The sequence below is a fragment of the Pedobacter caeni genome, from assembly GCF_900129215.1.
Taxonomy (GTDB): Bacteria; Bacteroidota; Bacteroidia; order Sphingobacteriales; family Sphingobacteriaceae; genus Pedobacter; species Pedobacter caeni.
Genome location: NZ_FQUQ01000003.1, coordinates 323,788 through 350,664 on the forward strand (window position 1 = coordinate 323,788; position 26,877 = coordinate 350,664).

A 26,877-nucleotide genomic window follows, 5' to 3' on the forward strand; every position below is an offset into this window, starting at 1 on the left:
AAGATATGACCATGATTAAAAATAAAATATCAATAGTTTTTTGGTTGATGGTAACCGCCATTATGATCAGCTCCTCCTGTAGAAAAGACCTGGGGAATTATGAATATAAAGAGATAAACGAAGTCGGAATTACAGATATAAAGGAATCTTACGAAGCGATAAGCGGTCAGAAAATTGAAATCCGGCCAACCCTGCAGTTTACAAAGGATTCCGGTAATGATACCAGCAAATATAGCTATGAGTGGTTTGCGGTGGACGACAGTTCAGCACCTGTGGTGAAGAAACCAATAGCCAAAACCCATGATTTAAACTGGGTGGTAAACCTGCCCTCAATTCCTAAGCGATACCTGGGCTATTATGTTGTGACTGAAAAAAGTACGGGCATTACCTGGAGGACCACTTTCTCCTTAAAGGTGAACACCAATATCGCTGATGGATGGCTGATCTTGAACGAGGTAAATAACGAGGCCAGACTGGATTTCTATAATTACCTTTCTTCCAGTCAGAATTTCCTGTATTACAATGATATTTTAAGCTCTCAAACGACCATCAAATTAAGTGGTAAACCTAAATTACTTTATTTCTATAACAGGAGAGATCCTTTCTCCAATGTAAGTGGCCGTGCAATCTTTGTAGGGACGGATAAGGATACTTATATCATCAATACCCAGAATAATACTTTTAGTAGTTATGTGAGCATGCTATCTATCATTAATGGATATGCTCCACCTCCATATTATGCACAAAAGGTACGTTCTCAGGCTACCTGGCTGGCCTATCTGCTGGATAGTAAGGGACAATTGTTCTTTGAGAATTCCACACAGGCCACCGCATTCGGAAACAGGGTCAACAGATTGAGCAATGGACAACTGATTAATATCTCTCCTTATTTTGCGGAGTATTACGGTGGTACCCTCAGCTCTTATGCCCTGATGTATGATGTCGACAACAAAAGATTCATTGAACATAAAGACATCAACACTTCTTCTTCTGTTCCTGCTACTTCCTCTACTTTGCTTGATCCGGGGAATGTAGGGATGGACCTGATGTATATGGATTCTACACCAGCCTTGTCGGGGCAGACTTACGCCGTGTTTAAGGATAGCAAAGGGAAAGTGTTTTTAGCCAGGATCGTGTGTAACAATACGGCATTTGATCCTGTTGCTTTCGATGAGGTCAGCACAGCTCCGGAGATGGCAAATGCGACTCAGTTTGCGATTGACCCGGTGGAGGGTTATGTGATGTATCTGGCGGGATCTAAAATCTACAGGTACAATCCATTTGACCGTAGCAATACGATGGTAGTCGACCTGGGATCAAGAAAAGTGAGCCTGATCAAGTATCACAAAATGTTGTACAACCGCTCAAATGTTCGCTACGCAGAATATGCTAAGAAGTTAATTATTTGCAGCTATGATGAGGCCAATCCTGCTACTTCAGGTAAAATGGAGTTATACAATGTGCCAAACTTAAATGGGGCACTTACCTTATTCGGCTCCTTTGACGGATTAGGGAAAATTGTTGAAGTGAGCTACAGAGAATAATGTTTAATTCTGAAAAAAATAACCATACCGATAAAACCATGAATTTTAGAAAAATATTTGCCATAGTGGCATTGTCCGTCAGCACTTTTGCGGCAAGTGCACAATTACCGGTAGAGGTTACCGGATTGTTGATGAAAAAGAAGATGCTTCCGGTTAAACTCTTTAAAGTAAAAGAGGGAAAGGCCGTAGAAATTGCAAGTTCCACCCCAGGGGAAAAGGGAAAGTTTGGATTCATTTTTTACCCTGAATATGAAGGGTTGTATGTAATTGGTACCGGTCAGGCTGTAAGTCCGAACGACAATTATAAGTTTTATTTTAAGGGGGGTGAAAAACTATCTTTCTCTATCCAGGATTCCAGTTATGTGCTTACCGGTAAGTTGAACTCTAAAGAAAATGTAATAATGACCCAATGGCATGACCTCGTTTTCCCTTTGGAACATAAGTCGGTTAACTTTATGAAGGTTCAAAGTATTTATAAAGATTTTTTTCCTCAGCTGGAAGAAATTGCAGCAAAATCAAAAGTATTCCTGAAAGAAAAGAGTACCGGAAATGGGAAGTTTGATCAGCGGATCAAACAATACATGGCCTGGGATATGGCTGGATATGCGACCAATTTCATAAATACGCCACGTTCGGCACATCCATCTGTAGAAGAATGGAGTCCGTTTTATGCCACAATTAAAGCGACGGATTTTGCGGGAAACGCCGCTTTAGTTTACCAGCAACCCTGGGGATTACGGATGCTTACCGGGATGATCATGGTTAATCAGCGACAACAAAACACGAAATACGCACTGGGTTTGGAAGGGCTGAAGAATACGCTGGCTTTTTTGCCTAACGATACTTTAAAGGGAGATGTGGTACTGGACCATGCAGAAAGAGCTAAAAGCCATGAAACCTATAAAGAGCTGATAGATACCTATGGTCAGTATGTGGTTACCAATAGCCAGAAAAAAAGAAGTATGGATATTCTGGCTCCTTTGGCTTTACTAAAGGCGGGCGATGCTGCTTTTAAATTCTCCTATCCGGATAAAGAAGGGAACATCGTTACCATGGATCATTTAAAAGGGAAAGTTGTTTTGGTAGATGTATGGGCAACCTGGTGTGGACCATGCAAAGCAGAAATTCCTCATTTGAAAAAACTGGAGGAGGAGATGAAAGGCAGGGATATTTCTATTGTCAGCATCTCGGTAGATGAAGCTAAAGACAAAGATAAATGGCTTAAAATGATAGCTGATGATCATTTGGGAGGTACTCAGTTATTTGCTTCAGGCTGGGGTGACCTTGCTCAGTATTACAAGATCACCGGGATTCCACGTTTTATGGTCTTCGACAGGCAAGGTAAAATCGTTACGGTAGATTCTCCAAGGCCTTCAAGTCCGGAACTCAAGGCTTTGCTGGAAAAAACATTAGCAAAATAATTGCTATTCAGACATTACATCGACGCTCTGTTTTGTGATTGGCCGTTCTATTAGTGGCTGGCCTGAATGGGATGTAGGAGTGGCAAGATCCTTCCTGCATCCCCATGGCATTCCCCCCCCCAGATGCGGATTTTAATGAAAAATAAATGATTTTAAATAAGACAGATCTCAAAACAATGAAAATATCAAAATTATATGTGCTGCTGTTGCTAATGGTCGTATGCCTGCAGGTTAATGCTCAGGAGAGCCAGTTTGTTAAAGTCAACTCCTGGAAAGAGTTGCTTGCAAAGGCAAAAAAAGAGAATAAACTGGTATTTGTGGATAGCTATTTTGTGGGCTGTCATCCCTGTAAACAAATGGACGATGAAGTATTCCCGCTTCCATCAGTCATGACCTTTATGAAGGAGAATTTCCTGAACGTTAAAATCGATTTTATGGTAGAAGAGCTTGGGAAGGAGCTGCAGGTGAAATATGCAGTCACGGGTTTTCCGACTTTCCTGATTTTAAACGGGGAGGGGTATCTGATTTCCAGGTTTTCAGGGTATCAGGAAGCGGATAAGTTTCAGGAACTGTTAAGCGAAGCAGTCTTGAAATCTAATAAGAAAGAGCTCTTAAGTGGATTTAGCACTTCAATGCAGGTTTCTTACCCTGATTTTTATCCTGCCATGTTCAAAGCGCGTCATCCAATGAAAACAGAAGCCGTTGTTGCCCATTTGGATCAAAGCAAGGATGTTCTGCTTGAATCTGATGCAATCCCTTTTGTGATCAGTAAAAGCATCAATAAAAAATGGGATGACTATTTCTTGAAAAACTATGAATTGCTTGAGGAAAAATATGGTAAAGAGCTGATCTGGGGGAAGCGTATTGCCATTATGAACCTGCGCCTGAAAGCTCTGGGCGGTACCCCTGATGAGGCCATTTTTAATGCTTTTCTTGTTGAGGTTAAACCGCTTTTTTCTGAAAAAGATTGGGGCTATGCAAGGTTGGATATGGCTGAAGCCTATTATTACAACAGGCATAAAGACCATAAGTCATTTTTCAGATATGCTGCTCAAAACTATAATGATGATGACAATAAAATCCGTTACTTATCGATGTACCTGTATGGACCCAATGTTGATGCAGAGGAGAAAAAACTGTTTGTTCAATGGATGAAAAAAGTAGTGAACAAAGATACTTCTTCCTCGGTTCTTGCTACTGCTGCAAGATTGATGTTAGATCAAAATGATCAGCAGGCAGCGAAAAAATATGCAGAATGGGGATTGATAAAGTCCCGACTGTTAAAAAAGAGCACCAGTTATTTTGAGGAAATACTGGCAAAAGGCTCCTGAGATGAAGAAGGGGCTGTATTGACATCGTCTGAGTTATTTGGAAAAAAGGCAAATACCTGGTTTTACCTATACAAGCCCTAACCTCGGTCTATACTCGGTGCAGACTCGGTCATAAGCGTATTAAAGGCGGGTAAGCATCGAGTAAGAATTGGGGGGGAATGAGGGATTCTTCAGGCAGGCCTGAATCTGGTATATCGTTGATAAGCGAAATCCTTAACGTTCCTTTTTTCTGTTTTTAACGCTTGCGGTTTTGGAAGTAAAAACCTTTTCAGAATTAATACAATAATAAACTAAATTTGCAGCAATGAATTTAAACCGCATCATCCTGCTGCTTCTGATTTTTTTTGCTGCGGGCCTTCATGAGGGGTATGCCCAAATCGCAACTGTTCCCACAGATACCTTGCCGGCAAAGCGTATTTTCCCACAAAAAATTGTGAAGGATGCAGCGTATTATGCCAGAATGAAGTATGTAACGGATTCCATTATTACACATACCTGGATTCTGCCGGATTCCCTGATCGATAAAAATATCATTATCGACAGTATCCTGAAAGCAAATATTTCTAAGAACACAGGCCTTTATAACCGCTATACTGAAATGGGTTCGACAAAAAAGATCAGTCCTTTCAGAACCGGAAAACCAAACCCGAAAGGGGAGATCTGGGTTCTTGGGGTACTGGCCATTTTGCTGGCGATCTTTTCTGCGCTCAAAATCTCCTTCTCCAAGCAGTTGCAAAGCATCATTCAATCGTTCTTTAGCAACCGTGTTCTGAACAACCTCAATAAGGAAGATAACCTCTTTACCTCATGGCCATTTCTACTGTTATTTGTGCAGTTTGGCTTTACTCTGGGCATGTTCTTTTACCTGGTTTCCCAGTATTATCACGTCACTTTCTCCAGTAGCGGGTTCCAGTTTTATGTAAGTATTTCGATACTTATTGTGGTCTTATATGTTCTTAAAATTATCATTTTACGGATGTTAGGCTACCTTTTTGATGTGCAGAAAGCCGTAAATGAATATGTTTCTATATTATATTTAAGTTACTTTAATCTTGCTCTGGTATTCATTCCATTGGTAATTGCATTTGCCTTATCTCCTTTAAGGTATGGACCTTACTATGTGGCAGCTTCTTTTGTACTTCTGGCAATTATTTTCACTTTCCAGTTTATCCGCGCAGGAATTAACATTTTATCTCATTATAGATTTAGTAAAGTCTATTTATTTTTGTACTTTTGTGCCCTCGAAATTTGCCCTATATTAATATTAATCAAGGCAATAGGATTTTAAAGCGGTAATTAGGTAAAATGCAAGAAAAGACAGAAGATAGGTTGCGTAAGGTTAAAAGTATATTAATCACCTTACCAAAACCAGAAACAGAGAAGTCTCCTTATTTTGATTTGGCAAAGAAGTACAACCTGAAAATTGATTTTAGATCATTCATTCATGTTGAAGGAGTTCCAGCCAGAGACTTCAGAAAGGACAAAATCACATTAGGTGATTTTACTGCAGTAGTGTTCACCAGCAGAAATGCGGTAGACCATTTCTTCAGAATTTGCGAAGAAATGAGATATGACGTTCCTGCCGACCTGAAATATTTCTGTATTTCAGAATCTACCGCCCTGTATTTGCAAAAATACATCCAGTACAGAAAACGTAAAATCTTCTTTGGTAAACAGACGGCAGCCGACCTGGCTGAAGTACTGAAAAAACATGCCAACGAGAAATTCCTATACCCATGCTCTGATATGGCAACGGAAGATACAATGAATTTCCTTCAGAAAAATGGATACGACTTTACCCCGGCTGTATTGTTCAGAACAGTAGTTTCTGACCTTTCGGATCTGGCAGAAGTGTTCTATGATGTGATTGGATTCTTTAGCCCTTCCAGCATCCAGTCTTTATTTACAAATTTCCCGGATTTCAAGCAAAACAATACCCGTATTGCTGCTTTTGGATTGAATACCCATAAAGCAGTACAAGATGCCGGTTTAATTGTAGATATCGCTGCGCCTTCGCCGGAAGCACCATCTATGATCATGGCAATTGAGAACTATATCAAGAAATCTAATAAATAGTATTAGGTTATTTTTGTAGCTTATGGTTATTGCTTTCTGCTCACTTTTTTGAAAGTTAGCACTTTTTAATTTTTAGTAGAAAGTACTTTCAGACAATGGGTTGGTAGGTGGTAATGAACGAAGAACTTTGTTCATTATTGTTTTTAGTCGCATTTTTATGGCTTAATAGTTGTTTATATGAATCTTAATCTATAAAATTGCTATAAAATTGCCTGACCTTATGATGAGAAACATCTACTTTTTTGGATTTATTGCTACAATACTATTGGCCAGCTGCGGAAAGGGCGGACAGGGAGAATTGGTTGGAGTATACAATAAAAAGTTCAAAAACAACCGGGTTCCCTTAGGAATGGTATACGTACCTCCCGGAAGGACATTGATAGGAATGTCTGACGAAGACATCAATAATTCTCAAAGCTCTCCAAGCAGAATGACTTCATTCAGTGCGTTCTTTATGGATCAGACGGAGATCTCAAATGCAGAATACCGACAATTTGTAAATTGGGTAAGAGATTCTGTAGCCATCACTACTTTAGGCCCCAGCGGTGCTGCTGCCTTTTATAAACCAGTTCCTACAGGAGCCCCGACTTCAGTTTCTGAGCGTTATATCGACTGGAAGAAAGTAGGGAATGGTTCTAACCTCTGGAGCACTAAATCAGGTGGTCTTGGTCCGAAGCTTACCGATATGTATTACAGTGGAGCTGATGCATTACCAGGCAGAAATGAGATTGACATCAGAAAACTGAAATATGCGTACAGCATCAACAGTTTAGATCTCGCTGCAGAAGGCAGGAAAGACCCGACTAAAAAAAGACAGGATTTCATTATCACTTATACTGACCTTCCTGACCCTGCTAAACCAAATCAGTTCCCTTCGGTAAACGTTTATCCTGATACCCTGGTTTGGAAAGTTGATTATTCTTACTCACAGAATGATCCGATGGTCAAAACATATTTTAATCACCCTTCTTACGACGACTATCCGGTTGTGGGAGTGAACTGGGAACAAGCCACTGCCTTTTGTGTATGGCGCACCCGTTTCTATGAATCTGTAGCAGTATCCAGAAAACAACCTTTAAATTCAAGACCAGAATACCAGTTGCCAAGTGATGCGCAATTTGAATATGCCGCAAGGGGAGGTAATGTGAAAACCAAATATCCATGGGGCGGCCCTTATGTGCGCAATACCAAAGGATGTATGCAAGCCAATTTCAAAGTCGGACGTGGAAACTATTCTGATGATGGAGGGTTATATACGGTTAACGTAAAATCTTATTTCCCGAATGATTACGGCTTATACAATATGGCCGGTAACGTGGCAGAATGGACAGTTACTGCTTATAATCAATCTGCAGCGCCTCTGTTGCTTGATTTTAACCCGAACTTTACCTATGTAGCTAAATCTACAGACAGCAAATACCTGAAACGTAAAGTGGTTAGGGGAGGTTCATGGAAAGACATCGGATTTTTCCTTCAAAACTCTGTAGGTACTTATGAGTATCAGGATCAGGCCAGATCATATATCGGTTTCAGGTGTATTTCCGCCTATCCGGGATCTGACATCAAGAATAGAAACTAAAAAAAACAACATACCACACCTCTTCATCCTTAAGAAAATGGCAGCAAAACGTAAATTCGATAAGATGCACCTGGCAATATCGCTTGGTGCCAGCGTAGTAATTCTAGGAGCGCTTTTCAAAATCCTTCACTTAGGAGGCGTTTGGGGCAATTACATGATTGGAGCCGGATTAGGTGTTGAAGCGATTTTATTTGCTTTAACTGGTTTTATCCAACCTGAGCCAGAGCCGGAATGGGAAAGGGTGTATCCGGAATTAAGAGACGATTTTGATGGCGAATTGCCTAAATCCTCCTCCAGGCCTGCGGTACAGCCAGCGGCTTCATTCTCTTCTACGGCTGCCCTTGATAAAATGTTATCAGATGCGAAAGTAGGACCGGAACTGATCGAAAGCCTGGGTACAGGATTGCGCACTTTCGGAGATAAAGTAGCTGCAATTTCTAATGTAGCAGATGCTTCAACAGCAACAAACGAATTTACAACAAAGTTAAAGACAGCTTCTACCAGCTTTGATTCCTTAAACGGAGCCTTTTCTAAAGCAACAGCTCAATTGGTAGAAATTGGTGAAAGTACAGGTGCTTCTCAGGCTTACCACTCACAGGTAAATGCCCTGGCAAAAAATCTTTCCGCCTTAAATGCGGTTTACGAATTGGAATTGCAGGATTCAAGTGCACATCTTAAATCAATGAATAAGTTCTATCAGAACCTTTCCCTGACGATGAATAACTTCAATGAGTCTATGGAAGATTCGAAACAGTTTAAAGATGAGGTTGGAAAACTGGCTAAAAACTTATCTTCATTAAATGCAATTTATGGCAATATGTTGTCTGCCATGAACCAACCACGTATATAAGCGTACTTAATTAGTTATCACTTAATCATCAGACCTAATTAATAATGGCCGCAGGAAAACAAACGACAAGGCAGAAGATGATCAATATCATGTATTTGGTATTGTTAGCTATGCTTGCTTTAAACGTATCAGATACTATTCTAAATGCTTTTAAGAACATCAACGATAGTTTGGTGACTTCAAAAACAAATGTCAATCTCAGTATTGACCAATTGTTTTCTGCATTTCAGAACACTAAACTTAAGGATGAGCCTGCCAGAGCCCAGCCAATCTGGGAAAGTGCAAATAAGGCAAAAGCCTATGCCGATGAGCTTACCAATTACATTCAAAAGCTGAAAGATCAGTTTTCAACTGCCGGAAAAGGAATAGATCCGGAAACAGGAGATTTAACTGAGCGTTCTAATATGGACATTGCTCAGGGAATCATGATCAACCAGAAAGAAGGAGATAAATTACAGGCAAAAATCAATGAAACCCGTGAAAAACTAATTGCACTTCTTAAACCGGAAGACCGCAAAGGGATTTCGTTCTCCCTGGAAGCTAAGGATGCTGAAAAATCAGTCAATGGCAAGAAAAACTGGGCAGACATTAATTTCGGTGAGGGAACACCCTTAACCGCTGCAAACACGATTCTAACAAAACTTCAGTCCGATGTGAAAAATGCAGAGGCAGAAGTGGTGAAAAAATTATTTGGAAACATGGACAAGGCATTGGTTAACCTGGATCAGTTTGATGCAGTAGCGGTGGCCCCAAGTTCTTATGTAATCCAGGGACAACCCTATACAGCTCAGGTGTTTTTAACCGCCAGCGATTCCCGCTCTAATCCCGACATCTCTGTCAACTCCAACCCATTGTCAGTAAAAGACGGCAAAGGGGTGTATACCGGAAGTACAGGAAGTGTAGGGGTCTTTAAATGGGTAGGAACGATCCGCGTAAAACAAACTGATGGTAAGATCATGGAGTATAAAACTCCTGAACAAACCTATCAGGTTGCTAAACCTTCTGCAACGGTATCACCGGATAAAATGAACGTGATTTATGCTGGTATCCCGAATCCTTTCTCCGTATCTGCTGCAGGTTTTCCTCTCGAGAGCGTACATGCAAGTATGGCTGGTGGAACGATCTCCGGTGGAGGTGGTAAGTATACAGTGAACGTACCGGGTAGCCAGGTAGGAAAAGAGTTGAGCATCAATGTTTCCGCCTCAAGTGGTGGAAAAACCTTAAACCTGGGCTCACAAAAATTCAGGGTGAAAGCTTTGCCAACGCCGAAAGCATTGGTGAAAGGCAGGCCAGGTGGAAGTGTTGATCTGGAATGGCTGGAAAGTGCCGGTCTGATGGATACCCAGCTGGATGATTTCGTTTTTGATGTAAAATACAGAGTGATCAGGTTCTCGGCAACATTTATCAATCCAAGATCTGATGCGGTAACGATACAGAATAGTGGCGCTGGATTCAGTGGACAGGTAAAAGGTGCTTTGAACTCGATAAAGCCTGGAGCAACGGTGATCTTTAAAGACATTGTTTGCGAAGGACCTGATGGCCGTCAGAAAGTGTTGGATGGCATTACATTTAGTGCAAAATAGGAGGGAACATGAAAAATATTTTAACGATTGCGTTGTTACTGTTACTGGGTTTTGGAGCTTCCGCACAGGATAGCATTCCTCCGGTCATCAAACCGCTGAAAAAAACAAAGATCAAAACACCGCCTAAAGACGGCTTCTCTGCCAGAAAAGATGTGGATAGTGCCGTAATGGTTCCATTTGCAGATGTAAGGGAAGAAGACGTATTCTATTCTAAGCGGATCTGGCGTGAAATTGACCTTAGAGATACCATCAACTCGGTGTTGAGAGCAGAAAATGCACGACTGATTGATGTATTGATGGAGGCGATCACCAATGAAGAGCTGACAGCCTATTCCTCAAAGGATACGGTTGCCGGAAAGATTCTGGAAGATAATGATTCTTTTAAGATCGCTTTAACCGCGCAACAGGCGCTTCAGAACATGCGTGGAACTACTGAAGGAACTCCGGATGCCACTACAGGAAAAATCGCTGAACCAAGCTTAAAAAAATTCAGACCTGATGAATATCAAAAGTTCAGAATCAAAGAGGATTGGATTCTGGATACCAAACGTTCTATTTTTGAACCTAGAATCGTGGGTCTGGCACCGATGAAAATGGTAGAAGGAAACTGGCAGCCGGTATTTTGGATCTATTATGATGATGCAAGAGAATTGCTGACTAAAAAGAAATTGATGAATCCTGGGAATGATGCCTCGGTGCTGACCTTTGATGATTTTTTTGTCAGACGTTTGTTTGCCAGTTACATTGTAAAAGAAACCAATCCGGGCAATAAAAATATCACGGATATGCTGGGACTTACAGATCCTAAAGACCCAAGAAAACTATACGAATCGGAAAAGATCAAAAAATCTATAGCTGATTTCGAACAAAGCCTTTGGGAATATTAATTCCGAAAGATCATTTCATAACAAATCCGGTCTCCTGTTAAAGGAACCGGATTTTTTTATGGGTTATACTTTACTGAAATAATCCAATAGGGCCAGGACCTGTGCTTTGTTGAGGACTTTCTGCAGCTCTGATTCTTCGGCCTCCCGGATCTTTTTCACGGATTTGAAATGGCGCAGGAGCTTGTCTGCAGTGGTCTTGCCAATGCCTTCTATCTGTTCCAGTTCGGTCTTAAGTGTCCCCTGATCCCTTTTCTTCCGGTGGAAGGTAATCCCAAAACGGTGGGCTTCATCCCTCAGCTGCTGGATGACTTTGAGCGTTTCAGATTTTTTATCGAGGTACAGCGGATAAGGATCTCCGGGGAAGAACAGTTCTTCCAGACGCTTTGCGATTCCGATCACTGCGACCTTCTTATCTATTCCCAGCTTTTTTAAACTGATCATAGCAGAGGATAGCTGTCCTTTACCACCGTCAATGATGATGAGTTGAGGCAATGTGCCCTCTTCTTCCAACATGCGCTTATATCGCCTGTAAACGGCTTCTTCCATTGTCGCAAAATCGTTGGGACCTTCTACGGTTTTCACATTAAAATGCCGGTAGTCCTTTTTTGAAGGTTTGGCATCTTTGAACACTACGATCGCCGAAACGGGATACTTGCCCTGGAAGTTGGAGTTATCAAAACATTCAATATGCTGAGGCAGCTGTGTTAAGCTCAGGTCCTTCTGCATTTGCGTTAAAATCCGGTCGGTTCTTAAATCAGGGTTCAGTTTCTCATACTGGTTCAGCTTCTCTTTCTTGAAAAACAAAACATTTTTCTGAGAGAGTTCCAGCAGGCTTTTCTTTTCCCCGAGTTTTGGAACGGTAAACTTCAGGTTTTTATCTTCCAGGATGATTTCAAAAGGAACAACGATCTCTTTAGAGGTGCTGTTAAATTTGGTTCTGAATTCGGTGATGGCGATAGTCAGCAGTTCCTCATCCGTCTCATCCAGTCGTTTTTTGATCTCAATGGTCTGGGTTTGAATAATACTACCATTCATGATTTTCAGGTAATTCACAAAAGCATAACGCTCATCAGAAGCAATACTCACCACATCAATATTGGTGATCGCACTGCTCACTACTGTGGATTTACTCTGGTATTTTTCCAATACCACCAGTTTCCGCTGGTATTGATGTGCGTATTCAAAGTTAAGTTCTGCAGCGGCGTCTTTGATCACCTGCTTCACATCTTTGATGACATTTCCGATTTTTCCGTTCAGAATGTCCTTGATTTCTTCAATATTTCTGTCGTACTCTTCTGAACTCTGGTAAGCCTGACAAGGTCCTTTGCAGTTCCCGATCTGATATTCCAGACAAACTTTAAATTTGCCGGCACTGATGTTCTTTTCCGTAAGGGGCAGGTTACAGGTACGCAGGGTATAGGTTTCTTTAATGACATCCAGGATGGTGTGCATCATGCCTACAGAGGCATAGGGCCCAAAATAAGTAGAACCATCCTTTACCCTGTTCCTGGTCCAGAATACCCTTGGAAAAGGTTCCTTCTTGATAATGATCCATGGATAGGTCTTATCATCCTTCAGCATGATGTTGTAGCGGGGCTGATGCTTCTTGATCAGGCTGTTTTCCAGCAACCAGGCATCAATCTCTGTATCTACAATGGTAAAGGTGATTTTCCGGATCTTGGATACCAGTACTTTGGTCTTCCCGTTCAGCTGTTTATCCTGGTTGAAATAAGAACCTACCCGGTTTCTCAGGTCTTTGGCTTTACCGATATATATCAGGGTATCTTCCACATCCCAATACTGGTAAACACCAGGTTTATGCGGAATATCGGCCAATACCTTTTTATAATCAAAAGCACTCATGGGAATTTCTTAAAATAATTAGAAGCCTAATTTCTCGTCCAGTTCAGTTTTCTGTTCCTGTTGTTGATACTGGTTACAGTCGAACGTAATGCCCACGCCATTTTTAGGGGGTTCGAAATCAGCTTTACTCATTTTCAGCTTGGAACTGGCATATACCCGTTTCATAAAACCTGCATAGATCGGCAGGGCTGTTGTTGCCCCATCACCCTGTGCGGTACTGGTAAAATGGAAGGCGCGGTCTTCACAGCCGGTCCATACCCCTGCTACCAATTGAGGGGTAATCGCCATAAACCAACCATCTGAGTTGGCATTGGTCGTACCGGTTTTACCACCGATAGGGCCTGTTACGCCGAATCTTCCTGCCAGTCTCCATCCAGTTCCATTGGTAACTACACCACGAAGCATTCTGGTCATCACATAAGCGACTTCTTCAGATATTGCAGGAACCGGAATCGGTTTTTCACTGTACAATACAACTCCGTTTTTATCTTCTATCTTTAAGATATAAGTTGGTTTATTCCATACGCCTTTATTGGCAAATACACTATAGGCACCTACCATATCATAAACTGAGGCGTCAAAAGAGCCCAGCGCAATGGATGGATAGGCCGGTACTTCTGAGGTAATCCCCATTTTTTTGGCTAAAGTCGCCACTGCTGTCGGGCCTACCTGTTTCATCAGGAATGCCGCTATATAATTTTGTGACAAGGCCAGTGCTTTTTGCAAAGTCAGGTATCCGGGTACTGTTCCTGAAGATCTTGGTGTCCAGGCCGGGCTTCCCGGAACTTCAATCGTTACCGGCTCATTGAGAACACTGAAACAAGGAGAATATCCGTTTTCGATGGCCACCGTATAGGTAAAAGGCTTGGCTGTGGAGCCTACCTGTCTGGTTCCCATTTTTACCTGGTCATACTTGAAATGCTCGTAATTAATCCCGCCTACCCAGGCTTTAACCTGACCGGATTGCGGATCCATCGCCATCATTGCATTTCTCAATAATAACTTATAATATTTTACTGAATCAATAGGCTTCATCAGGGTATCCACATTGCCCCTCCAGGTAAAGATGCTCAATCGGGTAGGGGTGTTGAAATCAGCTTTGATCTCTTCGTTTGACTTTCCTTCCAGTTGTAATGCCTTATAGCGGTCAGACCTCCTGATCCCCTGCTCAATCTGCATCTCTTTGCCTTTAAAAGGATTTCTCCCTTTCCAGCTGTTATTGAAAGAAACCTGTAAGGTTTTCATGTATTCTTTTTGCGCTTCTTCAGCAAACACCTGCATGTCGTAGTTAATGGTCGTTGTTATTCTCAAGCCATCTCTGTCCAGGTCATAAGGTGTGCCATCTGACTTAAGAATGGACCTGTCCTGGAAGATTTTCTTGATGTCGTTTTTTAATACGGCTCTGAAATAAGGAGCAATTCCATCATTTACTGTGGCTGCACTGAAGCGCAAGCCCAATGGTTTTTCTTTTTCTTTTTCAAAATCAGGATCTGTAAGGAAATCGGCTTTTACCATTAGTCCCATAATGGTATTTCTACGCGCTAAAGAGCGGTCCGGGTTACGGGTAGGGGAATATCTGGAAATTCCTTTCAGGATCCCTACCAGGGTTGCCGCCTGGCCAACAGTCAGTTTATCGGGAGTAGTGTTAAAATAAACCCTTGCCGCAGATTTGATGCCATAGGCCTGATTTCCGAAATCAACCGTGTTTAAATACATCACAATGATTTCTTCCTTGGTATAGTTACGCTCTAATTTTACCGCAATTACCCATTCCTGGAATTTTTGTAAAAGGCGTTTGGCGAAATTCTTTTGTCTGCCTTCTTCAGAGAAAAGGTTCAGTGCCAGCTGTTGGGTGATGGTGGAACCACCTTGTTTTTTTCCGATCACCGCATATAGAAAGATGGTAAAAGTACGCTTGAAATCTATTCCTGAGTGCTCTTTGAAACGGATGTCTTCTGTTGCAATCAAAGCATTGATGACATTCTGGGAGATCTGAGGATAGGTCACATTTGATCGGTTCTGAACGAAATAGGTGCCCAGAACTTTTCCTTCTTCAGTAATGACTTCGGAAGCCTGATTGCTTTTCGGATGTTCGATATCTCTGAAGGAAGGAAGTTCACCGAACAAGCCAAAACCTACTGCAATAATGAAAAGTGCGAATAAAACGATTCCGGCAATTAATATTTTCCAAAGTCTATAGTTGTACTTTCTGATGTCTTCTTTCGAAAGTGGTTTATTCATTTTTAATAATTGTTTTTATAAAATTCCAGGTATTTATCCAGAATGTCCTTGCTGCTCAGCTTTTCAAAGTTTTCTTTGCTAATGATAAAGCTCTTATAAAGGTTAGCAGGGACCTTCATGATTTGTTTTAACTGTGGATTGATCTCCTCTGCATACGTTTTTGCGTCGTCGAAAGTACCAAAGTTTCCTACAAATATAAGCTGATCATTGTCAAATTCCGTCAATTGATGTCGCAGATTGTTTTCAGCATAGTTTCCACGGTTGAATTGACCGATGCCAAATCGCGAAGAACTAAGGGTTAGAGAGGCATCAGACACATGAACTACATAATAATAAATTCTGGAAACGGCAGTGCTAAAAATACCCACTACTTTTACCGGAGCAACTGGTTTTTCCGGAATTACTTCTTTTACTGTTGTGGGTACAACTGCTTTCGGCTGTTCTGTTTCTTTAGCGGGCTGACCAGGTTTGGTTTCGGTAGCCGGATTCTTTGTGCTCGCTACTACAGGGAATTGTTGTCCGAAGAATTTAGGTTCATTCGGATCAAAATCAATCAGCGCAATTGGTCTCTTTTTAAAACCCTCCAGGTGTTCGTTGATGTAAGCCAGGTGTTCCTTTACCAATGGTACAATGAGCTTATCTTCCGGGAAGCTGGTATTGATCTTCTCAAATTCAGTGATCAGCAGGTCCACATGACTGGTCCTTCCGATCGCAATGGCTTTCAGATAGGCGAACTGTGGCGCCAGGTAATTTGCCGGATTTGTTTTCAGTACCTCGTCTGCCTGTTGGATCACTGCAGCAAAATCTTTTTTCTCATACCATTCAAAGAGGTCATTATACTGTTTGTTGACCACTGTTTCCATTTCCGATTGTCTCAGAGAGAAAGAAGGATCCAGAATGGTTTTGGCATAAGTAGAAGAAGCAAATTCCGTTAATACTTTATTTTTATACACTTCGGCTTTTGCCGGATCAAGCGTTTTGTTCACCAGGAACATTCCATAATAGATGGAGGCCAGGCGGTTGTTGTTTGGATAACGGTCCAGCAGGATTTGATAAACCTCTGCTGCCTCTTTAGGATCATTCAGCTCCTGAAGGTAGAAATTGGCAATCTCATGGTAGGCATCAATGATCTTTTGATCTGATTTTGCCAATAGTTCCGGTGTAAGGGGCACGGAAGCCGTAAGGGCTTTTACTTTTGAAGCGGAATCGGGTGCTACCGCAACTACGCTGTCGGTATTTCCGGCGATTTTTCCGTTGTTGCTGTAATTTTTATTGATGTCCTGAATGGTTTCCTGGGCTGATGAACGGATGCTCTGGCGCCAGTTATTTTCCAGTTTTCTGTTGCCCCATTTTTTCTTGAAATCATTAAACCCGGTTCCAATTGCATTGGCATTCGCAAAATAGAAACCACTGCTGGTATTGGTGTTTTTAGAGCGGCCATCATTTCCCGTTGGAAAAGGATTTAAGGGGTTCGCGGTATAACTTTCTGTTGCTTTGACGGGTTCTATTACCGGATTGGCCAGCAAATTGATTTTTGCAAGGCGTTCGGGTTCCGGAAGTTTGGCAATAGATTGGAGGGTGTCTTCCCATGAAATCACCTGATAGCGGTCCGTCAGGTATTGCAGGTTCTGGTTCTTTTTAAGAATCAGCTCATAACCAGGATAGGTTCTGGGTAAGGTATTCGCTGTACTGTCATAATACAGCTTAGCCCCCCGGTAATCCCGGAAGTGTTTAAAGTTCAGGTCTGCGATCCTTAAATATGAAAGCCCTTTCTGGTAGGCATTCTTGGTGCTGTTGCGTACAGATAAGTTATAATATTTTTTTGCCTGATCGAAATCACCGTCTCTGGCATAGGTTTCGGCCACCTGATAATACACCTGATCGTGATAATCCTCATTCTTATCATCCTTGAGCAGGGCAAGCAACTGATCCTGTTTGTTTAATTTTACCCCACTCATAAAGGCATTGAGTTTAATGCGGTTCAGATTGGCATTAAAATACATTTCGAAAGGCGCATTACTTTTCTCCACCTTTCTATAATAGGCCAGGGCTTCCGGATAGTTTTCCTGTTGCTCGGAAAGCTGTGCCAGGATATAGGTCCAGCGGATCTTTTCTGCTCCGGTAGGGTGGGCGGAAATCGCTTCCTTTAAAGCACCAATGGCTTCTGTTGCCATTCGCTGATGAATATAGATCTGAGCAATTGTTGCCAGTGGGTCTGCTTTGTTGATTTTTGTATCGGCAATGGCGATGGATAAGGTGTCCAGGACCAGGGCCGCCTCACTGTATTTGCTGAGCTGCATCAGGCTCCTTGCTTTCCAGTCTAATGCCTGGATATAGCTCTTTGTATTTGTGGGGAATGTTTTGGCAGTATAGTCAAAATATTCAGTGGCATTAAAGTAGCTCTGTTTGTAGAAGTTTGCTTTTCCCAGCAGGAGGTACGATTCATCCACATAGTTTCCGTAGCTTTTCTCTAAAAGGATGACCCTTGCTTTTTTTATGATCTCATCCATTGCAGGCAGGCTCGCTGCCTGATTGGTGCTAAAAATGTCATACTTTTCAGGGCTGATATATACGGGAAGGATCTCATCGTAGTTATCTGCATAGCTTTCTGTCAGTTCCTGCTGGTGTTCACCGAGAATGACATTGGCATTGTAAATATAATTGTAACGGGAGGTGAGGTTCTGCATAGCCCTGCTTCCGGCAGTATCTTTGTGTGAACTGCAGGCGTAGAGGATACTGGAACAAAAGATAAATAGCGTTATCTTTAGAGAGTTGATTGCGTAATTTTCCAAAAAAATGCTGATTGAGTTAAAAGCTTATAACAACAAAATATATGCAAAAGTATTTTATTCAGCAATAACTTCTTAACAAAATGGGTTTTATTTGTAGGAGATTTAATTAAGATGGAACCAAACGAAAATAAAAAGAACATAAATAATTTCGCCAAATATTCTTCTATCAGTTTTCAAATGCTGGCCACAATAGGCCTGTTTGCCTTTGCAGGGTATAAAATCGATGAATACAGGCAGAGTAAGACGCCGATCTTTACTGCAATTTTGAGCATTATCGGGGTTGTTATTTCTTTGTATCAGGTTGTAAAACAACTGAATAAAAATAACGACTGATGATTTAAAATCGCTGTAAATCCCTACTTTTGTAAAAAATTACTGATTTGAGTTTAACGCGGTTTACCCTTTACTATTTATTATACAGCTTTGTTCTGGCTGTGATTGCTTATTTCCTTCCTTCTGTTTTTCCCGACGAACTGATCCTGGTTAAGAAATTCTGGTTAGTCTTTGGCTTTTTAGCCAGCATTACCTTCATCGCATATATTCTTGCTGATTTAGGCATAAAAAAGAACCCTGAGACCGGAATTATGGCAATTATGGGCTCAATTGCATTGAAGATGATTTTTTCTATGGCTTTTGTGCTGATTTACAGCCTGAAGAGCAAGGAAAACGGCTTTGTTTTTGTCCTGAATTTTTTTTCTTTATATTTATTGTTCAGCTTCTTTGAAATATACTGTTTGTTACGTAACTTGCGCCACCAAAATAAAAAGTAAAAATCTGCGAGTAAATGGATTGTAGCCACGTTTTTGAGTTTAAAGTGAAAAGGTTAATTGTTGTTTTTACGCTGTTTTTAGCGTTTTTTTCTGTTACACCCGCAGCTTTTGCTCAGGTTGACACAGCACAAGTAACAGAAGATTCCCATGCCCAACCAGAGGCAAAGGAAAAGTTTGACATTGGTAAGTTTGCACTACACCACATTGCGGATTCGCATAGCTGGCATGTAATCGGACATACCTATATCGATCTTCCGGTGATATTGTACACCAAAGCTGGATTTGTAAACTTCAGTTCTGCTGACTTTAACCACGATGATGAGGGTAAAGTAGTAGTAGAAAGAAACGGACAACGTTTTGTGAAGATGCACGAAAAGATCTATTATGCATCTGATGCAGCTAACGAGCACGGGCAGTTCCTGAGCCTGGATGAGAAACATCATGCATCAAACGCACGTCCTTTGGATTTATCCATTACCAAGAACGTTTGTACCCTGATCTTATCGATCATCATTCTCCTTGTTGTATTTATCAATGTAGCCAACGGTTACAAAAAACGTGTAGGAAAATCGCCTAAAGGATTACAATCCTGGATGGAGCCGATCATCCTGTTTGTACGTGATGATATTGCGAAACCGAATCTTGGACATAAATATGAGCGCTTCATGCCTTATTTATTAACCGTATTCTTTTTCATCTGGTTCAACAATATGCTGGGATTAATTCCTTTCTTACCAGGTGGAGCGAACTTAACAGGTAACATCGCAGTAACGATGATCTTAGCAATCGCTACATTCTGCCTTACGGTATTCAATGGTAACAAATACTACTGGAAACACATCTTTATGCCTGATGTACCATGGTGGATGTACATTGTAATGGTTCCGGTAGAGTTGTTCGGTATCTTTACCAAACCTATTGCCTTAATGATTCGTTTGTTTGCGAACATCACTGCAGGACACATTTTAGTGTTGTCATTAATCTGCCTTGTGTTTGTATTCAACAGCTTATACATTGCCCCGGTATCGATCGCATTTGCGGTGTTTATTGGCGCCATAGAGTTATTGGTTGCTTTTATCCAGGCCTTTATCTTTACCATTTTGTCTGCCCTGTTTATCGGAATGGCAATTGAAGAACACCATTAATTAGAATTATTTTTTAACAACAATTAATATATAAAATCATGATTACAGGAAGTATTGCTGCAATTGGTGCAGGATTAGCTGCGATTGGCGCTGGTCTGGGTATCGGACGCATTGGTGGTTCAGCTATGGACGGTATTGCTCGTCAACCAGAAGCTGCCTCTAAAATTCAAACTGCAATGTTAATCGCTGCTGCCTTCGTTGAGGCTGTTGCGCTTTTCGCAGTAGTAGTTGCCCTAATGGGTAATGGCTAAAAATTAAAAGGTGCCAGGTGTAAGCCTGGTACCATTTATTGTTAAAAAAGAAAAAAATATTAATATATACATCAGATGGAATTATTATTACCTGAATTTGGCCTAGTTATCTTTCAATCCATTGCTTTCTTATTGCTAATGTTCCTATTGGCAAAATTTGCCTGGAAACCTGTTTTAGCAGCAATTAAAGAACGTGAGCAATCGATCGATGAGGCTTTAAATAAAGCTGAACTGGCGAAACAAGAAATGACCCGTTTAACTGCTCAGAATGAGGAGTTGATGAAGTCTGCCCGTGCTGAACGTGATTTGATCTTGAAAGAAGCAAAAACGCTTAAAGATAATATCGTTAATGAAGCTAAACTTTCAGCACAAACTGAAGGCGCTAAATTAATTGAAAAGGCTAAGATTGAAATTGAAAACCAAAAGAAAGCTGCTTTGGCAGAATTGAAAAACCAGGTTTCTACGCTATCACTGGATATCGCAGAACGTGTGTTGCGTAATCAATTACAGGACAAAGCTACCCAACAGGATTTAGTTGCTAATCTTTTAAAAGATGTTGAATTAAACTAGTTGATAGTTTGTTTAGCCAAATTAGATAAAAATGTTAGAAAATAAAGCAGCATCGAGATACGCCAAATCGTTAATAGATCTTTCTACTGAGCAGAATGCTTTGGAAGAAATCAAAAACGATATGGTTCTTTTAGATCAGGTAATTGATCAGAATCCGGAATTAGAAGCCATTCTTAAAAACCCTATCGTTCCTTTAGATAAGAAGTCAGGGATTTTGGAAAACATCTTTGGAGCCAAAGTAAATGCGGTAACCAAAGCCTTCTTAAAACTGGTGGTAAACAAAGGACGTTCTGAAATCTTATTCGGAACAGCAAAAGCCTTTATTCAGCAATACAATGTGATTAAAGGAATTGTAACTGCTGAGGTAACTTCAGCTACCGAACTGACTGAAGCAAACAGGGCAGAGATCGTAGCGATAGTGAAAAAGGAAGTAGGCGCTAATGAAGTGGTGATTAAAGAAAAAGTTAATGACAAGCTGATTGGCGGTTTTATTTTAAAGGTTGGGGATAAGCAGTTTGATGCAAGTATCGCCAATGGTTTGAATAAACTTAAAAAAGAATTTGCTCAGGGAATTGTTTAACTTGAGTATTTAATAATAGAAGATAACATATACTGATTTACAAAAGAAATAATATAAAATTATGGTAGAGGTAAGACCAGACGAAGTATCGGCAATTATCAGGCAACAATTGGCGGGCTTTAAATCAGAAGCAGAACTTGAAGAAGTTGGTACCGTATTGCAGGTGGGTGATGGTATTGCCCGTGTTTATGGTTTAACTAAAGTTCAATCCGGCGAGTTAGTTGAATTTGAAAACGGCTTGCAAGGTATTGTTTTGAACCTTGAAGAAGATAATGTTGGTGTGGTTTTATTAGGCCCATCTGACACGATCAAAGAAGGTGATACGATTAAACGTACTAAGAAAATCGCCTCTATCAAAGTTGGTGAAGGTATGTTAGGTCGCGTGGTGAACACTATGGGTGAGCCAATCGACGGTAAAGGACCAATCATTGGCCAGACTTATGAAATGCCGATCGAGCGTAAAGCTCCTGGGGTAATCTATCGTCAGCCGGTTACTGAGCCTTTGCAAACTGGTATCAAAGCTATCGATGGGATGATTCCAATCGGTCGTGGTCAACGTGAGTTGGTTATTGGTGACCGTCAGATTGGTAAAACTGCGGTATGTATCGATACGATCATCAACCAAAAAGAATTTTACGAAGCAGGTAACCCTGTATTCTGTATATATGTTGCTTGCGGACAAAAAGCAAGTACTGTAGCGAACATCGTTCGTACATTAGAGGAAAACGGTGCAATGCCATATACGGTTGTTGTTGCTGCTTCTGCTGCTGAACCTGCTCCATTACAGTTCTATGCTCCTTTCTCTGGTGCAGCGATCGGTGAGTTCTTCCGTGATACGGGTAGACCGGCACTAATTGTTTATGATGATTTGTCTAAACAGGCTGTAGCTTACCGTGAGGTTTCTCTATTGTTACGTCGTCCACCGGGTCGTGAGGCTTATCCAGGTGACGTGTTCTATCTTCACAGTCGTTTATTAGAGCGTGCGGCTAAGATCAACTCTAACGATGAGATCGCACAGGCAATGAATGATCTTCCTGAATCATTAAAAGGTATCGTTAAAGGTGGTGGTTCATTAACTGCTCTTCCGATTATCGAAACTCAGGCTGGTGACGTTTCTGCATATATCCCTACGAACGTAATTTCAATTACTGACGGACAGATCTTCTTAGAAACCAACTTGTTCAACGCAGGTATCCGTCCGGCAATTAACGTAGGTATCTCGGTATCACGTGTGGGTGGTAACGCGCAGATCAAATCAATGAAAAAAGTTGCTGGTACATTGAAACTGGATCAGGCACAATACCGTGAGCTAGAGGCTTTCTCTAAATTCGGTTCTGACCTTGATGCAGCTACGAAATCAGTTCTTGATAAAGGTTCACGTAACGTGGAAATCCTTAAACAAGGACAGTTCTCTCCAATGACTGTTGAGAAACAAGTAGCAATTATCTATATCGGTACTAAAAACTTAATGCGTTCAGTTCCTGTAAATAAAGTAAAAGAATTTGAAGCTGAGTATTTACAACAACTGGAATTACGTCATCCTGATACTTTGAAAGCGTTAAAAGCTGGAAAATTTGATGATCAAATTACCGGAGTGTTGGAAACTGTTGCAAAAGAGCTTTCAAGTAAATACTAATTACTCTCGACTGAAGAATAAAAAAGAATGGCTAATTTAAAAGAAGTAAGAATACGTATATCATCGGTGCAATCTACACAGCAGATCACCAAAGCCATGAAAATGGTTTCGGCTGCGAAGTTGAAGCGTGCGACCAATGCGATTGTTCAGCTACGTCCGTATGCTACAAAGCTTAAAGAGATCTTAGGAAATCTTTCCGCAAGCTTAGAAGGATCATCGTCACCGTTTATTCAGGAACGTGAACCTAATAAGGTATTGATTGTAGTGGTTTCTTCTAACCGTGGTTTAGCTGGTGCCTTTAACATGAACGTGATTAAAGCAACCAATAACTTAATCGCGGAAAAATATAGCGAACAATACAAAAAAGGTAACGTAAGTATCGTGGCTATCGGTAAGAAATCTCAGGATTTCTACGAGAAACGTAACTATAACGTCATCGGAAACAACAACGAAGTATATACAGCGCTTACTTTCGAAAATGTAACCAAGATCACTGATTCGATCATGGCCGGCTTCGAAAAAGGAACGTTTGATAAAGTAGAGTTGGTGTACAACAGGTTCAAAAATGCCGCTGTTCAGATCATTACTACCGAGCAGTTGTTACCTCTGCCTAAAACTGAAGATGCTGAAGAAGTAAAATCTGCTCACGTAGTGGATTATATTTTAGAGCCTTCTCAGGAGCAGATCGTGGAGCAGTTGATTCCTAAATCTATCAAAATTCAATTGTATAAAGCAGTACTGGATTCTCATGCTTCTGAGCATGGTGCCCGTATGACTTCAATGGATAAAGCAACTGAAAATGCCGGTGATTTATTGAAAGCCTTAAAGCTTTCTTACAACCAGGCACGTCAGGCCGCAATTACCACAGAGCTTACAGAGATTGTAAGTGGTGCAGCAGCATTGAACGGTTAATTTACCTGATATCTAATTTGAAAAGGCCGAATCATATATTTATGATCGGCCTTTTTGTTTTACTTATTCTGGTGGCTGTTGAACCTGAGCTTCACAGATTCCCCCCTTCAAGAGAGAAAATATCACTAATTTTGTCCAGTAAATTGTTTTCATTGATTTAAATTGAAAATGCCAATTATATGAATTTAGCGTCGCTTAAAATTGAATTAAAAAGAAACAAATTACCCTATTATATTAAAAATCTGCTTAAGCAGGCAGTCCCGAAAAAGGTCTTTGAAGAGAGATTGGCAGTAAAGCTTAAGTCAATTGAGAAGTTCAGTACGGATGAAATATTAGAGCGGGTTAGGTATTATAATCAACTGGATGAGTCTTTGCAATTCGCTCCCGGCAGCACCAGACTGGATGAAGTAAAACTTATTAAATCTGCCAATGCCTATAAAATCGATACGCTGGCATATGCGAGGTATTTTCCGAAACATTTTAAAGCCGATTTTATATTTGGTGATGTGGTTCATGTGGCATCCGAGCCGTCATTCCAGAAATCAAGACCTATTGCTTCAGATAACGCGAATGGGATTTTATTAAATCTGGACAGAAAAAGACATTTCTTCTTTGTAGATGATCCCATCTCTTTTGAAAATAAGAAAGACATGTTAATTGGTCGTGGTGCCATCGTGCAAGCCCATAGGATCGACTTTATGAATAAATACTTTGGTGGAGCAGGGCTGGATTTGGGACAAACAAATGTATCAGGGGGAAACCCGGACTGGATCAAGCCCAAAATCTCCATGTATGACCACCTCAAATACAAATTTATTCTGAGTCTGGAAGGTTATGATGTGGCTACCAATCTAAAATGGATTATGTCTTCGAACTCAGTTGCCGTAATGCCGAAGCCAAAGTACGAAACCTGGTTTATGGAAGGTACTTTGGAACCTAACGTTCATTACATACAGATTGCCGATGATTATTCTAACCTGATGGAGGTGCTGGACTACTACATTACCCATCCGGAAAAGGCAAAGGAAATCGCTGCCAATGCAAACGCATTTGTTCGGAAATTTCAAAATAAAGAGAAGGAAGACCTGATCTCTTTATTGGTTCTGGATAAGTATTTCCGTCTGACTTCCCAGTATTAACTGGTTAAATCAGGGCAGCAGAAGGTGCTCCATTCTGCTGCCTGATCTTTTGTAAGTACCTGTTACTGTAAGTTCAGAATGTTCTTGTCCTTAGGATATTTCACAGAATAACTGATCCTGATGGTTTCTGTTGCCCCTGCTTTCAGGCTTAGTTTCCAGGTCAGCACTCCTGTTTCTTTGTTAATGGCAGCGCCATCTGCAGCGAGGAGTTCGACTTCCATATCTTTATCAGTAGATACCGGATATTGATCTTTAAGTAACAGGTTGACCGCTTCTTTCTTTCCGTTACGCAATCTGATCTCATAAGTAAAGGTTTGCTTCTTGCTGCTTCCGATAAATTTAACGCCTGTTTGCTCTGCTATTTTTTCTCTTTTAATGGTGATTTTTTTATCTCTTCCCATACTTAAGTTCAACGTATCTGTTGTGGCATTCGGGTTAATGAAAGATTTGCCCACATAGCTGTTCTCAAAGATGATATTGGCTTCGCCTGGTAAGAGGTTCAATTTGTCGTAATTCGTGATCTCCGCCATTAAAAATGCGTCACCGTCCACCTTAGGGACGCTATAGTATTTGAAATTCGCAGGCTGACTGAATTCTTTCAGCGTCACGCTATGCGGTTTGCTGTTAGAAGCGATATCATAAGGAATTTCAATGTCAAAAGAGGCGTTTAACATATTCTCATTCTGGGTCATTGCAACTCCTGCAATCTGCCCCTGAAGCGGTCTGGCTATGACTGCTTCAGCCAGCACCTTTTCGTCGTTCATTGGCGCACGGGTTTCCATGGTCTGAATTCTGTTCTGATAAGCCTGTTTCTTATTGATGTAAGCATATTGCGGATCTCCAAATTGAAGGAACCATGCCGACAATAAAGGAGCCGTTCCGTTTTGAGATGGATTTCCGGTCGAAAGACTAAGTTTTACTTTCTTCCAGTCCAGCCCGGTAGATTGCGTTACATTGGCTTTGTAAACAATTTTCAACGGAGATGAAGTGTTTTCAGCGCGCAGGTCATAGAAAGCGATCCAGGCGGCATTAGGACTCAGATAACTGATGTTAAAGTCTGCAGTGCTGGCTTCTGTAGCCATTACCTGCAACACGATCTGACCAGTGGTGCCGGTTTTGTCATGACTCAATTCCTGTAATTGCTGTTGCATTCTGGCAATTTTCTTTTGCTGAATGTCCTCAGCTTCTTTTAAACTGAAAATGTTGTTCCTTAATTCCAGTTGTTTGCTTTTATAGTAGTCAGCAACTTTCATCAGCTCTGTCACGTTTACGCCAGTATTCACACCGCCAATTGCCTGGTTTTTGTCCAGCAAAACGAGTAGATTCTCTTCTACAATCCGCTTGTTTTGCACTTTGTTTAATTCTCTTTTTACGATTTGTAAACTGTCTTCCACTTTGATGTAAGCCGGACTTTTGTTTTCGTTTTTTAAGAAATCTCTGGAAAAACTGGTAGATAAAATAGTGACACTCGATGGCACACCAACCTGAATGCTGCTCTCGTCAATGGCATTGGCCATATTGTTCAGGATGATTTCACTGGTGCCGGCAGGCAGACTTACTCTTGCTTTATGGTTGAGTTCTGCACCCAAACTGTAAACCGTAACGGATTCCAGCTGACTGTTAAAGGAGCGGGGAGATTGTGCATAGCTATAAGTAATGCTGAATGTTGTCAGGAGAATTAAATAGATTCTTTTCATTTGATGATGT

The 26,877-nt window shown here is 41.0% G+C and carries 22 protein-coding genes; 18 read left to right on the forward strand and 4 right to left on the reverse strand.

The window, feature by feature from the left end; translation table 11 throughout:
- Positions 1-5: 5 nt before the first annotated feature.
- The 9 genes from BUC20_RS15975 (at position 6) to porN (ending at position 11,271) form a co-directional block, all read left to right on the forward strand.
- The gene (locus BUC20_RS15975; protein ID WP_073232095.1) at positions 6-1,544 is read left to right on the forward strand and encodes a PKD-like family lipoprotein; all 1,539 of its coding nucleotides are present in this window, start codon (positions 6-8) and stop codon (positions 1,542-1,544) included.
- 38 nt (positions 1,545-1,582) lie between these two features.
- Positions 1,583-2,965 carry a TlpA family protein disulfide reductase gene (locus BUC20_RS15980; RefSeq protein ID WP_084529058.1) on the forward strand — a complete coding sequence of 461 codons (1,383 nt, stop codon included), beginning with the start codon at positions 1,583-1,585 and terminating at the stop codon, positions 2,963-2,965.
- Positions 2,966-3,141: 176 nt separating this feature from the next.
- Positions 3,142-4,296, forward strand: a complete 1,155-nt coding sequence (locus tag BUC20_RS15985) for a thioredoxin family protein (protein ID WP_159441116.1) — start codon at positions 3,142-3,144, stop codon at positions 4,294-4,296.
- A 304-nt stretch (positions 4,297-4,600) separates the two neighbouring features.
- Positions 4,601-5,584 carry a DUF4271 domain-containing protein gene (locus tag BUC20_RS15990; protein ID WP_073232097.1) on the forward strand — a complete coding sequence of 328 codons (984 nt, stop codon included), beginning with the start codon at positions 4,601-4,603 and terminating at the stop codon, positions 5,582-5,584.
- A 17-nt stretch (positions 5,585-5,601) separates the two neighbouring features.
- Positions 5,602-6,372, forward strand: coding sequence for a uroporphyrinogen-III synthase (locus BUC20_RS15995; protein WP_073232098.1), 771 nt, complete (start codon positions 5,602-5,604; stop codon positions 6,370-6,372).
- 223 nt (positions 6,373-6,595) lie between these two features.
- Positions 6,596-7,951, forward strand: coding sequence for a T9SS ring complex lipoprotein PorK/GldK (porK, locus tag BUC20_RS16000; RefSeq protein ID WP_084528956.1), 1,356 nt, complete (start codon positions 6,596-6,598; stop codon positions 7,949-7,951).
- Between the two features lie 37 nt (positions 7,952-7,988).
- On the forward strand, positions 7,989-8,801 hold the full coding sequence (gene porL, locus BUC20_RS16005) for a type IX secretion system motor protein PorL/GldL (protein ID WP_073232100.1): 813 nt from the start codon (positions 7,989-7,991) through the stop codon (positions 8,799-8,801).
- 44 nt (positions 8,802-8,845) lie between these two features.
- Positions 8,846-10,384 carry a type IX secretion system motor protein PorM/GldM gene (gene porM, locus BUC20_RS16010; RefSeq protein ID WP_073232101.1) on the forward strand — a complete coding sequence of 513 codons (1,539 nt, stop codon included), beginning with the start codon at positions 8,846-8,848 and terminating at the stop codon, positions 10,382-10,384.
- 8 nt (positions 10,385-10,392) lie between these two features.
- Positions 10,393-11,271, forward strand: coding sequence for a type IX secretion system ring subunit PorN/GldN (gene porN, locus BUC20_RS16015; protein ID WP_073232102.1), 879 nt, complete (start codon positions 10,393-10,395; stop codon positions 11,269-11,271).
- A gap of 63 nt (positions 11,272-11,334) precedes the next feature.
- Here porN and uvrC read toward each other — a convergent pair whose 3' ends face one another.
- From uvrC to porW, 3 genes are read right to left on the reverse strand one after another with little or no spacing between them, the layout of a single operon-like run.
- Positions 11,335-13,134, reverse strand: coding sequence for an excinuclease ABC subunit UvrC (gene uvrC / locus BUC20_RS16020; RefSeq protein ID WP_073232103.1), 1,800 nt, complete (start codon positions 13,132-13,134; stop codon positions 11,335-11,337).
- 18 nt (positions 13,135-13,152) lie between these two features.
- Entirely contained in the window at positions 13,153-15,375 is a 2,223-nt protein-coding gene (locus BUC20_RS16025) for a transglycosylase domain-containing protein (protein ID WP_073232104.1), read from the reverse strand.
- Between the two features lie 2 nt (positions 15,376-15,377).
- Positions 15,378-18,167, reverse strand: a complete 2,790-nt coding sequence (gene porW / locus BUC20_RS16030; RefSeq protein ID WP_073232105.1) for a type IX secretion system periplasmic lipoprotein PorW/SprE — start codon at positions 18,165-18,167, stop codon at positions 15,378-15,380.
- A gap of 111 nt (positions 18,168-18,278) precedes the next feature.
- On the opposite strand from porW, the gene BUC20_RS16035 reads away from it, so the two are divergent.
- The 9 genes from BUC20_RS16035 (at position 18,279) to BUC20_RS16075 (ending at position 25,170) form a co-directional block, all read left to right on the forward strand.
- Positions 18,279-18,500, forward strand: coding sequence for an AtpZ/AtpI family protein (locus BUC20_RS16035; protein WP_073232106.1), 222 nt, complete (start codon positions 18,279-18,281; stop codon positions 18,498-18,500).
- 47 nt (positions 18,501-18,547) lie between these two features.
- On the forward strand, positions 18,548-18,937 hold the full coding sequence (locus tag BUC20_RS16040) for a hypothetical protein (protein WP_073232107.1): 390 nt from the start codon (positions 18,548-18,550) through the stop codon (positions 18,935-18,937).
- 14 nt (positions 18,938-18,951) lie between these two features.
- The gene (atpB, locus tag BUC20_RS16045) at positions 18,952-20,082 is read left to right on the forward strand and encodes a F0F1 ATP synthase subunit A (protein ID WP_073232108.1); all 1,131 of its coding nucleotides are present in this window, start codon (positions 18,952-18,954) and stop codon (positions 20,080-20,082) included.
- A gap of 41 nt (positions 20,083-20,123) precedes the next feature.
- Positions 20,124-20,333, forward strand: a complete 210-nt coding sequence (gene atpE / locus BUC20_RS16050; protein ID WP_062551197.1) for an ATP synthase F0 subunit C — start codon at positions 20,124-20,126, stop codon at positions 20,331-20,333.
- A 75-nt stretch (positions 20,334-20,408) separates the two neighbouring features.
- Positions 20,409-20,903: a F0F1 ATP synthase subunit B gene (locus tag BUC20_RS16055; RefSeq protein WP_073232109.1), complete on the forward strand. Its 495-nt coding sequence runs from the start codon at positions 20,409-20,411 to the stop codon at positions 20,901-20,903.
- 31 nt (positions 20,904-20,934) lie between these two features.
- Positions 20,935-21,483 carry an ATP synthase F1 subunit delta gene (atpH, locus tag BUC20_RS16060; protein ID WP_073232110.1) on the forward strand — a complete coding sequence of 183 codons (549 nt, stop codon included), beginning with the start codon at positions 20,935-20,937 and terminating at the stop codon, positions 21,481-21,483.
- Between the two features lie 61 nt (positions 21,484-21,544).
- A complete protein-coding gene (gene atpA, locus BUC20_RS16065) occupies positions 21,545-23,119 on the forward strand; it encodes a F0F1 ATP synthase subunit alpha (RefSeq protein WP_073232111.1) in 1,575 nt (524 codons plus the stop codon).
- A 27-nt stretch (positions 23,120-23,146) separates the two neighbouring features.
- Positions 23,147-24,031, forward strand: coding sequence for an ATP synthase F1 subunit gamma (gene atpG, locus BUC20_RS16070; protein WP_073232112.1), 885 nt, complete (start codon positions 23,147-23,149; stop codon positions 24,029-24,031).
- A gap of 179 nt (positions 24,032-24,210) precedes the next feature.
- Entirely contained in the window at positions 24,211-25,170 is a 960-nt protein-coding gene (locus BUC20_RS16075; RefSeq protein ID WP_073232113.1) for a glycosyl transferase family 90, read from the forward strand.
- A 62-nt stretch (positions 25,171-25,232) separates the two neighbouring features.
- On the opposite strand, the gene BUC20_RS16080 is transcribed toward BUC20_RS16075, so the two are convergent.
- Positions 25,233-26,867, reverse strand: coding sequence for a DUF4139 domain-containing protein (locus BUC20_RS16080; protein ID WP_073232114.1), 1,635 nt, complete (start codon positions 26,865-26,867; stop codon positions 25,233-25,235).
- Positions 26,868-26,877 lie beyond the last annotated feature (10 nt).